This is a genomic window from Herbaspirillum sp. 3R11, from assembly GCF_004563925.1.
GTDB lineage: Bacteria > Pseudomonadota > Gammaproteobacteria > Burkholderiales > Burkholderiaceae_D > Herbaspirillum.
This window is the reverse complement of the sequence record NZ_SPNJ01000004.1, coordinates 550247-563488: the sequence shown is the minus strand read 5'-3', so window position 1 is coordinate 563488 and position 13242 is coordinate 550247. Positions and strand designations below refer to the sequence as shown.

The window sequence follows — 13242 nt, the reverse complement described above, 5'->3', positions numbered from 1 at the left end:
GGTTTTTTATTGGAGAGCAATCATGATGCTGCATATTCCGGAAGTGCTGACGGCGGCCGAGGTCGCGTTCATCCGGCAGCAGCTGGCGGACGCCGACTGGGTCGACGGCAAGGCGACGGTCGGCGAGCAGGGCGCGAAGGTCAAGCGCAATCGCCAGCTGCCGGAGTGTTCGCCGCTGGGCATCAAGCTTGGCGAGATCGTCCTGGCGGCGCTGAAGAAGAGCCCGCTGTTCTTTGCCGCTGCGCTGCCGAAGACGACCATCCCGCCCTTGTTCAACAGTTACGAAGGCGGCGAACATTACGGGCTGCACGTCGACGGTTCGGTGCGTGCAGTACCGGGAACCTCGCTGAGCATCCGCACCGATTTGTCGTCGACCTTGTTCCTGTCGGAACCGGACGAATACGAAGGCGGTGAGCTGGTTGTCGTCGATACCTACGGCACCCATGAAGTCAAGTTGCCGGCCGGCGATCTGATCCTGTATCCATCCACCAGCCTGCACCGCGTGGAGCCGGTCACCGGCGGCGCCCGTGTGTGCTCCTTCTTCTGGACGCAAAGCATGGTGCGCGACGACTGGCAGCGCAGCATGCTGTTCGAGCTGGACCAGAACATCTCCAGCCTGCGCGCGAAGATCGGCGACACCGAAGAAGTTCTTGGCCTGACCGGGCACTATCACAACCTGCTGCGGCAGTGGGCTGAAGTGTAGGGAACGCCGCACATGAAAAAAGGGATGCCGTTTGGTCGCGGCATCCCTTTTTCTTTTCCGGTCGACTGCTTCAGTGCGCCGCCGACGTATCCGCCACCCGCGTCGGCTTCGGCGCAAACCATACTGCCGCGGCCGCCAGGCCGAACGAGATCGCCGCCATCATGAAGATGTGATTGGTCGACAGCATGATGCTCTGCGACTGCAGCATCTGTTCCATGTTGGCGCGCGCCTGGTCGAGCGACATGCCGGCCTGCGTCAGCGAATTGACCGTATCGCCGAACTGATCGACCAGGCCGGCCAGTTCCGCATGGTAGTAGATCGACTTGTTCTCCCAGCTGGTGTTGACCAGCGAGGTGGCGATCGCGCCCGACATGGTGCGGCAGAAGCTCATCAGGCCGGCCGCCGATGCGGTCTCCGATTCTTCCACGCTGCTCAGGGCGAGACCGGTCAGCGGCACGAAGAACAGCGGCAGACCGATGCCCAGCATCAGCAGCGGCCAGCCGATCTGGAAGTTGCTCATGTCGGTGGTGTTGAAGCTGCGGAATAGCGTCACCGCGCCCAGCCACATCACGCCGATGAACACCAGCTTGCGCGGATCGACCTTGGTCGACAGCTTGGCCACGAACGGCGCCGTCAGCACCGCGAGGATGCCGGTCAGCGCGGTGGTCTCGCCCGAGTGCGTGGCGGTGTAGCCCATGTAGCCCTGCAGCCATAGCGGCGTCAGCACGGTGGCGCCGAAGAACGCGCCGAACGCCAGGCAGATCGTGGTGACGCTGGCGGTGTAGCCGCGATGGCGGAACACGCGCAGGTCGACAATCGGATTGCGTTCGGTCAGCTCCCAGATCAGGAAGGCGATGAAGCCGGCTGCCGCGATCAGCGCCAGCACCACGATTTCAGTTGACGCGAACCAGTCCTTTTCCTTACCTTCGTCGAGCATGAGTTGCAGCGCGGCGACCCACACGATCATGAGGATCAGACCGATCTTGTCGATCGGCAGTTTCAGCAGCGGCGACTCATAGCGCTTGAGCATCTTCCATCCCATGTAGCCGCAGATCAGCGCCACCGGCACGTTGATGAAGAAGATGTAGGGCCAGCTGTACTGGTCGCACAACACGCCGCCCAGGATCGGGCCGGCGATCGGTGCAATCAGCGTGGTCATCGCCCACAGGCCGACCGCCGCCGCCGCTTTCTCCTTGGGGAAAATGCGCAGCAGCAGGGTTTGCGATAGCGGCATCAACGGACCGCCGGCCAGGCCTTGCAGCACGCGGAACGCGATCAGCATGCCCAGCGAATTGGCCATGCCGCACAGCGCCGAGAACACGCCGAACAGGATCATCGAGGTGATGAACACGCGCACCGTGCCGAAGCGGTTGGCCAGCCAGCCGGTCAGCGGTACGGTGATCGCCTCGGCCACCGCATACGAGGTAATGACGTAGGTGCCCTGGCTCGACGACGCGCCGAGCGCGCCCGAGATGGTCGACACGGAGACGTTGGCGATGGTGGTGTCGAGCACCGCGATGAAGTTGGCAGCAGCCAGCAGCAGGCCGGCGCCGATCAGCTGCGCGCCCTCGAGCGGCTTTAGTGATGCATCGGAAAAATGGGATGACATGGTTGCCGCCTGGTTACAGAGTCGGGGACTTTGCAGCGGAGGAGTTCATCGCCGTGTTTTCTGAGCCACTACCGCTCTTGCCGCGCGTGTCGATCGAGACGTCCATCGACAAGCCCACGCTCAGCGGTTTCTCGGCCAGTTCCTTGCGGTCGATCGAAATGCGCACAGGCAGGCGTTGCACTACCTTGATCCAGTTGCCGGTGGCGTTTTGCGCCGGGATGACAGCGAACGCGGAGCCGGTGCCGCCGGCCACGCCGACCACGGTGCCGTGGTATTCAATCGCGCTGCCGTAGATGTCGGCCTTCATCGTCACCGGCTGGCCCAGATGCACTTGCGACAATTGGCCTTCCTTGAAGTTGGCGTCGACGTGCATGGAGCGGGTCGGCACCACCGACAGCAAGGCGGTGCCGGCCTGGACGCGCTGGCCGACCTGCACCTGGCGACGAGCGATCACGCCTTCCACGGGCGCACGCAACACGGTGCGTTCCAGGTCCAGCTTGGCCTGGTCGCGCTTGGCACGCGCCAGCGTGACTTCCGGATTGGTGTCGACAGTGGTGTTGGCGGTCAGCACAGTGCTGGCCTTCTGTGCACCGACGGTGGCGTTGCGATTGGCGTCGGCCTGGATGCGGCCGGCTTCGGCGGCTTTCAGGTTGGCCTGCATGGTCAGCACGGTGGTGCGTGCGTTGGTCAGTTCTTCACCCGAAACGGAGCCGGATTTCTCCAACGCTTCGCGGCGACGCAGGTCGAGCTCGGCGCGTTGCAGGTCGGCTTGCGCCGACAGCAGTTGCGCGGCGGAGCGTTTTTGTTCGGCTTCACGCGCCTGCACCTGCGCGACGAAACCGGTGTCGTTGGCGAAGTAGCTCTGCACGCGGCGCTCGGCACGACCCAGGTCGGCTTCGGCCTGCGCCAACGCCAGCGTGGCGTCGCGGCTGTCGATCACGACCAGCACGTCGCCCTGGTGGACGTATTGGGTATCGACCACTTTGACCTCGGACACGATGCCGTTTACGGCCGGCGTGACTTGCGAGATTTCCACGGCGGTGTAGGCGTTGTCGGTGGTCACGTAACGCGAACCGATGAAGTACCAGTAGGTGCCGTAACCGATCGCGACCACGGCGACCACGCCGGCGAAAATGGTGAACAGCTTCTTGCGCTTGCCGGACGCATTGCCTGGAGCGCTATCGGCGGTGGAGATGGTTTGAATGGCTTGGGAGTCACTGTGCGACATGGCGTTTTCCTTCGTGGATATATTTGTCTGTAGGGAGTCGATGCTGTGCGGCGCGCGCTCAGCTGGCGTGCTGGTAGCCGCCGCCGAGCGCACGGACCATCGACACGTCGAGTGCGAACAGGCGCGAGCGCAAGGTCGACAACTCGCGCAGGTTGGTCAGCAGCGTGTCTTGCGCGTTAAGCACATCGAGGTAATTGGTGAGGCCGCCTTCGTAGCGGTTGCGCACGATGCGGTAGGCATCCCGGGCGGCGTCCGCAGCTGCTTCGGTGCGATCCAGGCGGCCGCTCAAGGCGCGTTCGCTGACGGCGACGTCGGCCACATCCTGCAAGGCTTGCGTGACGGCGCTGTCGTAGTTGGCGACGGCTTCGTCATAGCTGGCGCTGGCCGAACGGAACTGGCCGCGCAGACGACCGCCTTCAAAGATCGGCAACGAAATCGCCGGTCCGAAACTGCCGATGCTGGAGCCCGATTGCGTCAGCAGATTGGTGCCCAGCGACTGGAAGCCGAAGTAGGCGCTCAGGTTGACGTTCGGATAGAACTGCGCACGCGCCACCTTGATCTGCTTGGCGGCGGCTTCGGCGCGCAGGCGGGCGGCGACGATATCGGGACGGCGTCCCAGCAGGTTGGCGGGCAACTCCTGCGGCAGGTTGAACGGCTTGGACATGTCGATCACCGGACGCGCCAGTTGCAGGCCGCGATCCGGACCGGCGCCGGCCAGTGCGGCCAGCTTGTTGCGTTGCAGGGCGATCGATTCGTCCACCGCCAGCAGGTCGGCTTCCGCCATCGCGCGGCGCGCCACCACTTGCTTGACGCTGCCTTCGGTTTCGAGGCCGTTGAGGCGGCGCTGCACGAACAGATTCTCGGTTTCCTGGCGCACCTGCAATGCCGCCTGCGAGGTGTCGCGCTGGCTGAACAGGCGCTCCAGTTCGGCGTAGCCGGCGGCGATCGAGGTCGCCAGCGTGATGCGCGCCTGGGCGGCGTCGGCGCGTGCGGCTTCAAGTTCGGAAGTGGCGGCCGCCAGTGCGGCGCGGTTCTTGCCCCAGAAATCGATTTCGTAGCTGAAGTCGAGCGTGACACGGGCTTCGTTGTTATAGCCGCGCGGCACGAAATCGGGCGGCACGCCGTTGTTATAGCTCTGCTTCATGTGATCGAGCGAAGCGTTGCCGCTGACTTGCGGCAACAGCGCCGCGCCCTGTTGCTGCGCCACGCCTTCGGCTTTCAGCAAACGCGCACGCGCCACCGCCATCGACGGCGCACCGCGCAGCGCTTCGCCCATGAGCGTGTTGAGCTGCTTGTCGCCGTAGGCGGTCCACCAGTTGTCGTCGGGCCAGGCCACCATGCCGGCAGCGTTCAGCGATTGCGAAGATTGATAGGCGTCGATGGCCTTGGGTTCGGCGCGTGGACCGAGGTCGGAGAACTGCGCGCAGCCGGCCAGCGTCAGGGCGGCGACGGCCAGCGCCGACAGCGTTGCAAGACGGGGCGGACGAACTCGGGACGCTTCTTGATCCCCTGAAATCGATGGAACTTGCATGATCGGAATCCACTCATAAGTAAACTGTACAGTTCAGTATAGTATTGACTTTTAAAGACCGTCAAGCAAAACTAGGGGAAAATGGGGCACGGAAAACGGCACAATGTGGCGCAAATGCTGCAAGCGCACAAAAAAGCAACAGCCCCGGGGAAAACCAGGCGGAGCCAGATAGTTAAAGGGTTTCGCCGCAATGGCAAAGACATTACATGCGCAAGAAGAGTGAAGAGCGGCGGCAATCGATCATCGATGTCGCGGCGGAAATATTTAACGAAATCGGATTCGATCGCGCCTCCATGGCGGAAATTTCGGCACGCCTGGGCGGTTCGAAGGCGACGCTGTACAACTATTTTTCTTCCAAGGAAGAGATCTTTTTGCAGGTCATGAAGCAGCAGGCCGGCATGCAGTTCGAGTCGCTGTTCGCCATCCTGATCCAGGATGACGGCACTGCCGACATGCGCGACACGCTGCGCCTGTTCGCCAACAAATACCTGCACCTGGTGCTGTCGCCGGAAGTGATCGCGGTGCGCCGCCTGCTGTATTACAACGCCGAGCGCTCCGATCTCGGCTGCATGTATTACGAGAACGGACCCAAGCGCGGCTGGCTGGTGATTTCCGAGTTCATGAAACGGGCCATGGACCGCGGCGACCTGCGCGAAGCTGACCCGTGGCTGACAGCGATCCAGTTTCGCGTGCTGGTCGAAGCGGAGTGGGCCGAAGGCCGCATCCTCGGCGTAATCACCTCGATGCCGCCGGCCAAGATCAAGGAGTCCGTCGAGCGCTCGCTGGAGGCATTCTTCCGCATCTACGGCGTCTGACCAAACCGCTCCGCCGGCGTCTTGTTACGACGTCATCATCCGATCACATTGCCGTGTGAAAATGCTGCGCCGGCAATTCTGAATCACCTTGCAGGCCAGCAACCACGGCCCTTGCGAGCATACTTCCTGCAAAAATGAACGGTAAACAACCGCCTTCTTCAGCGATGAAGAAGGCGCCCGCATGCGTACCATCGTGAGACGATGCCGTCATTGACGACGCCATCTTTGCGCGTCCTTTCAGCTGCGCACCATTTTCACCATCTCCGTCGAGGCAATCACATGCGCTGGTTCTACAACCTTAAAATCGCAAAAAAACTGGTCCTGTCATTTTTGGCCGTCATCATCCTCACCGCGGGACTGGGCGCCTTCTCGATTGTCGAACTGATCAAGGTCAACCGGGCCTCGACCGATATCGCCAGCAACTGGATGCCGAGCATCAAGGTCGGTTTGCAGTTGCAGGCGTCGATGGCGCGCTTCCGCATTTCGGAGTTGCAGCACATCCTGGCGACCGACGAGAAGGACTACGACGACGCCGAAAAAGCAATGAAGACGCGCATGGAAATCATTCGCAAGGACATGACGTCATATGAGCAGATGGTCTCCGAACCGGAAGAGAAAGTGCTCTATCCGCAATTCCAACAGACCATGCAAAAGTATCTTGCCGAGAACAAGAAGATCATGGAGCTGTCGCGCGCCAACCAGAAGGATGAAGCGCGTCTGCAATTCAAGGGCGAATCGAACAAGCTGTTCCGTCAGGCGGTCGAGCAACTGGGCAGCCTGGTCAAGATCAATGACGATGGCACCGTGCGTTCCAGCGCCGATGCCGACCACACCTTCAACGAAGCACGCGGCTGGATCCTCGGCTTGCTGATCACCATCGTGGTGATCGCGATGACGCTCGCGGTATGGGTCGCACGCATTGTCTCTGTGCCCCTTACCAAAGCCGTCGACATTGCCCAGCGCGTGTCTGAAGGCGACCTCGGCGCCGACATCCGCTCCGACAGCAACGATGAAACCGGCCAGCTCATGCATTCGCTCAAGGCAATGAACGACAGCCTGCTGCGCATCGTCGGTGAAGTGCGCACCGGCACCGACACCATCGCCACCGCATCGACCGAAATCGCCAGCGGCAACCTCGATTTGTCCAGCCGCACCGAGCAACAGGCGGGCTCACTGGAAGAGACTGCATCAGCGATGGAAGAGCTCACCTCTACCGTGAAGGCGAATGCCGACAACGCGCGCCAGGCCAACCAGCTGGCCGTCTCCGCCTCCGAAGTGGCGCAACAGGGTGGCGCCGTCGTCGGCCAGGTGGTCGACACCATGGGCTCGATCAACGAGTCGTCGCGCAAGATCGTGGACATCATCAGCGTGATCGACGGCATCGCATTCCAGACCAATATCCTGGCGCTGAACGCAGCGGTCGAAGCAGCCCGTGCGGGCGAGCAGGGTCGCGGTTTCGCTGTGGTCGCATCGGAAGTGCGCAGCCTGGCGCAGCGTTCCGCCGCTGCCGCCAAGGAGATCAAAGTGCTGATCGACGACTCGGTGGAGAAGGTCGGATCGGGCAGCAAGCTGGTCGAGCAAGCCGGCGCCACCATGGCGGAAGTGGTCGCCAGCGTGCGGCGCGTGACCGATATTGTGGCCGAGATCAGCGCGGCCAGCACCGAACAAAGCACCGGCATCGAAGAAGTCAATCGCGCCATCACGCAGATGGACGAAGTGACGCAGCAGAACGCCGCTCTGGTGGAGCAGGCCGCCGCCGCCGCACAGTCGCTGCAGGAGCAAGCCGGCAAGCTGGCGCAGGTGGTCAGCGTGTTCAAACTGCGGCGCTGACGCTGACATTGCGACTACAACGCGGGCCGGGAAGGAAGTGCCGCAGTTTCCCGGTCGGCAAGCCAAAAAAGCCCGTGACGTCCGTCGCGGGCTTTTTTATGTTTATAGTCTGAACCGCGCGTAATGTATCTGTCAGGAATGCGAGTCTACAATCACGCACGTCATCTCGCGTTCAGACTGTGTATCCACTTCAATGGTATACAGCGAGCGATTTTCCTCCCGATTTTCAATTACTTTCACGTCCCTCTATGCGAGTCGATAATGAGACAAGCGTATCGCCTCGTGTGAATTCTCATTGCCGAATGGAAATTATTTGTGAGACTATGCGAAATTGGACTAGATTTTGTTAGTAACTAACGGGGTTTCAATCAGAGCGAATTTCCAACCGGGTTCGACCGGGCAAACCGATGACGCCGGCAACGCACGCACTATCCTTGCGCTGCTGCCGCCCGCGATCACGATGGCATGCCACTCCTCAGCCATTCGCCAAGGTAAGCGCAGCAGGAACCAGTGCCCGACGGCAGTCATGGGAGCCATGCGTCCGACGCACGTGCTTCCGCATGCTCCACATGACCACACCTACACGAAGAAAAAATACAATGTTCCAGTGGCTACTGCTTAAAGAAAATGCCTTGAGTGCGGCGGAAAATACGGTCTGGAAAGAGAGCGCGCTGCGCATCATCCTGGTGTCCGGTTTGCTGCTGGAGTGCGGCATCGGCCTGCTCAGCGCCATCGACGCGTTCAAGGTCGGCGCCTATTACATCATCGTCGTCGTGGTCGGATTCTTCATTGCACTGTCGCTGGCCGTGCTGGCCTCGCTGCGGCGACCGGTGATCGGCAGCGCGATCCTGATCGCGACGATTTATGCCGCTTCATTCTGCATGGTGTATTTCATCAACGACTCCGACATCGCCAAGTACGGCATCATGTTCGTCTACACGGCGCCGCTGATCGGCCGCATCTTCTTCGGTTCGCGCGTGGCGCTGGTGCTGATGACGATCAATATCTTTCCGTTCATGCTGCTGCTGCGCAATGAGCCGCTGCCGGTCTATCCGGGACTCGCCGCGCCGCTGGCCAATGCGCACGCCTACATTCAATCGCTGCTGTTCTTGTTCTTCAATATCTGCGTGCCGCTCGGCGTATTTCGCTTGCTGCATGCGCTGGATGCTTCGATCCGCCGACATCGTGCGGCCAGCAGCGAGCTCGAGAGCAGCCATGCCCAATACCAGGAAATCTTTGAAAACGCCGGCGGCGCCATCGTGCTGTGCGACGCCCAGGCGCGCATCCTCAAGGCCAATACGCTGGCCGACAATCTGATCGGCCGCGATCCCGGAAAGTCCGCGCAAAGCGGCCGGGAGGCGAACCTGTTTGAACTGCTGGAGCACAAATGCCGCGGCGACGCAGAGAAAGCCGCTGACATCCTGGCGCTAAAGCGCGGCCAGGAATACGCCACCAAAGACGGCCGCCTGATCGCGATAGAAAACATCTCAACTACTTCCGAGCAGCACTACATCGTTCTGCTGCGCGATATCTCGCAACAGCGCCGCATCGAAGAAGCGCTCGACCGCAGCAAGGAGCGCGAAACCTTTCTCAGTAATCACGACCAGCTTACGCAATTGCCCAATCGCGATCTGCTGCATCGGCAACTTGAAGAACACCTGCACGCCATGTCGCCGCGCCGCCAGCTGGCGCTGGTGGTGATCCGCCTCGACAGCATCAAGTACGTCAACGACGCCCACGGCAGCGCCGCCGGCGATGCGCTGATCGTGGCCTTCGCCGATGTGCTGCGACGGTTGCTGCCGGACGGCAGCCTGATCGCCCGCTTGCGCAGCGTGGTGTTCAGCTTCACGATCGAGACCAGCCATGCCAGCCGCGACGCCATCCCGCAGATCGAACATATCCGGCGCAGCCTGCCGCAAGAATTGCTGGTCGGCGGCGAACGTCATCCGGTGCAGGTGTCGATGGCGATGGCGTTCTCGCGCCCGGGCGAAACCAGCGGCGACGAGTTGATTCAGCGCGGCAAACTGGCGCTGGATTCGGCGCGCCGCTCCGGCACTCAGGACATCACCGTGTTCGACGACGAAGCGGCCGCGCTGATCCGCCGTCGCCTCAGCATCGAACAATCCATCGTGATGGCGCTGCGTGAAAACGAACTGCGCCTGGTCTATCAGCCGAAGGTCACGCAAGACGGCGAGATCGTCGGACTCGAGGCGCTGATCCGCTGGCGCTCGCCGACGCTGGGTGACGTCTCGCCGGCTGAATTCATCCCCGTCGCCGAAGCCAGCGGCGCGATTCACTTCATCACCGCTTTCGTGGTCGACAAGGTGTGTGGGTATATCCGCCAGACGCTGGACTCGGGACGTCGCTGCCTGCCGATCGCCATCAACCTCTCGGCCATCGACATCGTGCGCGCCGATCTGCTCGACCTGGTCAATGCAGCGTGCGAGAAATACCGCGTCAGTTCCGATCATCTGGAGTTCGAAATCACCGAGACCGGACTGGTCGGCAACGAGAACCTGGCCATCAGTCATCTGGAGGCGCTCAACGCCAAAGGTTACGGCATCACCATCGACGATTTCGGCACCGGTTACTCCTCTTTGCAGAAGCTCAGTCGCTTTCCGACGAAAAGTATTAAGATAGACCAGTCTTTTGTGGCGCAGATCGGTATCAGCGAGAAGAGTGAACTGATTATCCGTGCGGTGGTGTCGCTGGCGAAGATTCTTTCCTGCACCACCGTCGCCGAAGGCGTTGAAACGCTGGTGCAGGAAAAATTCCTCAAAGCGATCGGATGCCAGTTCTTCCAGGGCTTCTACTACTATCCGCCGATGGAGTTCCAGCAGGTCAATCAATTGTTGAAAGGTCGGTAGCTTTCACCCCGACCGCTGCCGTTTTGATGCCGCAAAAGCATGCACCCGAGCACAAGCAGGCGTAGCCCGCATCAAACTGAAGAGAGACAAACAATGAGCAAGAAAAAACCAGCGCCGACGCCTGTCTATCGCGGCGTCTTCCCGGTCGCACCGACCATTTTCGACGACCACGGCGACATTGACCTGGAAGGCCAGCGCCGTTGCATCGATTTCATGATCGACGCCGGCTCCGACGGCATCTGTATCCTGGCCAACTTCTCCGAGCAGTTTGCGCTGACCGACGACGAACGCAGTGCGCTCATCAGCACCGTGCTCGAACACGTCGCCGGCCGCATCCCGGTGATTGTCACGACCACTCATTTCAGCTCGCGCATCTGCGCGCAGCGCAGCCGTAATGCGCAGGACGCGGGCGCGGCGATGGTCATGATCATGCCGCCGTACCACGGCGCCACCATCCGCGTCGGCGAACGCGGCATTCAGGAATTCTTCCAGACGGTATCGGACGCGATCGACATCCCGATCATGATCCAGGACGCGCCGGTCAGCGGCACCACGCTGTCGTCGACGCTGCTGGTCAAGATGGCGCAGGAAATCGCCAACGTCTCCTATTTCAAGATCGAAGTGCCGCAAGCCGCCAACAAGCTGCGTGAAATCATCGCGCTCGGCGGCGACGCCATCGTCGGTCCCTGGGACGGTGAAGAAGCCATCACGCTGATGGCCGACCTCGACGCCGGCGCCACCGGCGCGATGACCGGCGGCGGCTATCCGGACGGCATCCGCCGCATCCTTGACGCCTACGTGGCCGGCGACACCGAACTGGCTGCGCAGCACTATCAGGAATGGCTGCCGTTGATCAACTGCGAAAATCGCCAGGGCGGCCTGGCCTCGTGCAAAGCCCTCATGAAGGAAGGCGGCATCATCAAGTCCGACGCCGTGCGTCATCCATTGGCGGCGATGCACCCTGCCACGCGCGAAGGCCTGATCAAGATCGCGCGCCGCCTCGATCCGCTGGTGCTGCGCTGGGGTAAATAAGCAGAATTAATCCCTGCTGCTGTTGCATCGCAATTTCGGCCGCGTCCTTCACAAGAAGGCGCGGCCGTTTCATTTGAACCGTGACATACGGATGACATGCGCATGACATATGCACGGTAGCGTGACAGAAGTTCTCCGTTATTACGTACATGTCAAATCGTCAATATCGTGCAAAGCCTTGTCGCGCCGACGATATCCATTCGTTGAATACCTGATATGCGTTAATTAAATCGCTCCACTCCCTTCCGTCCAGTTTCTTTGAGGCTATATTTCCCTCAGACAGAAAATTTTGCAGTGCATCATTCCCTTTTTCCACAAAAGGGGCGCTGCTCCAAAAAAACACAACGGGAAATCTGAGAGGCTCACATGACCAATCAGTACAGGGCGGGAAAAAAAGCATTGGTGATCGGCGGCGGTGCACCGAACTCAACCTTGATCGCAGGTGCGCTGACGGCGTTCATCGACGAAGGCATCGAGTTCGACGTGATCTCGGCATCCGGCGCCGGCGTGCTCATGGGCTTGCTGTATCAGGCGCCGCTGGATTGCACACCACGCGAGGCGCTGGTGCGCTGGGCCGAAGTCGGCGTCGCCGACAGCATCTACAAGATGTTCCCGGTCAACTACAAGATCTTCAACAAGCCCGGCCAGGGCGCGCGCAGCTTCCGTGATCAGGCGCCGGCACAGATGCCGCAACTTGCCGGTCTGCCGAACATGGCCGCAGCCTCCGGAATGCCCGGCAATCCTTTCCTCGACGTCTTCACGCAGCGTTTTACGGAGGCCTCGGGCGCATGGAGCGACTGGATGCACCTGATGCTGTCGGCCATGTCGCCGTCGGATCTGTCGTCCAAGAGCCTGGGGCTGTGCGCGCATCATCCCTTCCTCGAACAGGCAATCGACTTCGACGCCATCGCGCGCATGAAGCCCGAGTTCTACATCAACGCCTACAACATGAACAAGGCCGAGATGCAGATCTGGGACAAGGATGAGATCGCGCCCATCAATGTGCGCGCCGCGCTGTCGTTCCCGTTCCTGTACCCGCCGACCGAGATCGACGGCGACGACTACATCGAAGGCGCCGCGCTCGACACGCTCAATTTCAATCCCCTGACGACAGGTGGAAAACACGACGACATCGACACGCTGGTGGTGCTCGACATCCTCGGCGAGGACCGCCTGATCCGCAAACCGCGCAATCTGTACGACGCCTGGGTGCGCTCCATCATCACGCCGCTGGTGAAAATTTCGAAGACCGAGATGCGCCTGTTCGAACTCGAGCACAACACCAACCCGGACACCGGCGAACCGCTGCGCCGCCTGCTCAAGGTCGACCTCATGAGCGGCATCCCCGACGAGCATTGGCCGGAGGTGCTGGACTGGTCGGCGTCGAACATGCAGCTGTTGTTCGATGTCGGCTACCGCGCCGGGAAAGCGTTTTGTCGCGAGCACGGCGAGTCGCTGCAGAACGCGTTCGAAGGCACTCCATTGGCGGCGTAAGCGCAGCACTCAGTATCTGCAGCACAGCATTTAAAAACAGCAACACCGGAATCGCCAGCATCGCCTCCGACAGGAGGAGACAACGCCAGCACCGCAGCCCACGAAGCCGCGGATTCCATTCACTTTTTGAGAA

At 61.1% G+C, this 13242-nt stretch carries 10 protein-coding genes; 6 read left to right on the top strand and 4 right to left on the bottom strand.

The window, feature by feature from the left end; genetic code table 11:
* The first annotated feature begins 22 nt into the window (after positions 1–22).
* Complete coding sequence (locus E4P32_RS19365; protein WP_116435913.1) at positions 23–703, top strand: Fe2+-dependent dioxygenase; 681 nt, start codon at positions 23–25, stop codon at positions 701–703.
* Between the two features lie 70 nt (positions 704–773).
* Here the strand turns inward: E4P32_RS19365 and E4P32_RS19360 are convergent, their stop codons facing one another.
* The 3 genes from E4P32_RS19360 to E4P32_RS19350 are packed head-to-tail and all read right to left on the bottom strand — an operon-like array spanning position 774 to position 5071.
* Complete coding sequence (locus tag E4P32_RS19360) at positions 774–2312, bottom strand: DHA2 family efflux MFS transporter permease subunit (protein ID WP_116435912.1); 1539 nt, start codon at positions 2310–2312, stop codon at positions 774–776.
* Between the two features lie 13 nt (positions 2313–2325).
* Complete coding sequence (locus tag E4P32_RS19355) at positions 2326–3540, bottom strand: HlyD family efflux transporter periplasmic adaptor subunit (protein ID WP_116435911.1); 1215 nt, start codon at positions 3538–3540, stop codon at positions 2326–2328.
* Between the two features lie 58 nt (positions 3541–3598).
* Positions 3599–5071, bottom strand: coding sequence for an efflux transporter outer membrane subunit (locus E4P32_RS19350; RefSeq protein ID WP_116435910.1), 1473 nt, complete (start codon positions 5069–5071; stop codon positions 3599–3601).
* A 206-nt stretch (positions 5072–5277) separates the two neighbouring features.
* Between E4P32_RS19350 and E4P32_RS19345 the strand changes: the two genes are divergently transcribed.
* The gene (locus E4P32_RS19345; protein WP_116435909.1) at positions 5278–5886 is read left to right on the top strand and encodes a TetR/AcrR family transcriptional regulator; all 609 of its coding nucleotides are present in this window, start codon (positions 5278–5280) and stop codon (positions 5884–5886) included.
* Between the two features lie 43 nt (positions 5887–5929).
* Here the strand turns inward: E4P32_RS19345 and E4P32_RS24155 are convergent, their stop codons facing one another.
* Positions 5930–6097 (bottom strand): hypothetical protein, encoded by a 168-nt coding sequence (locus E4P32_RS24155; RefSeq protein WP_158559748.1) that lies wholly within the window; start codon positions 6095–6097, stop codon positions 5930–5932.
* Positions 6098–6165: 68 nt separating this feature from the next.
* Between E4P32_RS24155 and E4P32_RS19340 the strand changes: the two genes are divergently transcribed.
* The 4 genes from E4P32_RS19340 to E4P32_RS19325 all read left to right on the top strand — a co-directional run bounded on the left by E4P32_RS19340 (position 6166) and on the right by E4P32_RS19325 (position 13109).
* Positions 6166–7716, top strand: coding sequence for a methyl-accepting chemotaxis protein (locus E4P32_RS19340; RefSeq protein ID WP_116435908.1), 1551 nt, complete (start codon positions 6166–6168; stop codon positions 7714–7716).
* Positions 7717–8315: 599 nt separating this feature from the next.
* On the top strand, positions 8316–10583 hold the full coding sequence (locus tag E4P32_RS19335) for a GGDEF domain-containing phosphodiesterase (protein ID WP_158559747.1): 2268 nt from the start codon (positions 8316–8318) through the stop codon (positions 10581–10583).
* A gap of 93 nt (positions 10584–10676) precedes the next feature.
* On the top strand, positions 10677–11615 hold the full coding sequence (locus E4P32_RS19330; RefSeq protein WP_116435906.1) for a dihydrodipicolinate synthase family protein: 939 nt from the start codon (positions 10677–10679) through the stop codon (positions 11613–11615).
* Between the two features lie 366 nt (positions 11616–11981).
* On the top strand, positions 11982–13109 hold the full coding sequence (locus tag E4P32_RS19325; RefSeq protein ID WP_116435905.1) for a patatin-like phospholipase family protein: 1128 nt from the start codon (positions 11982–11984) through the stop codon (positions 13107–13109).
* Positions 13110–13242: the final 133 nt, after the last annotated feature.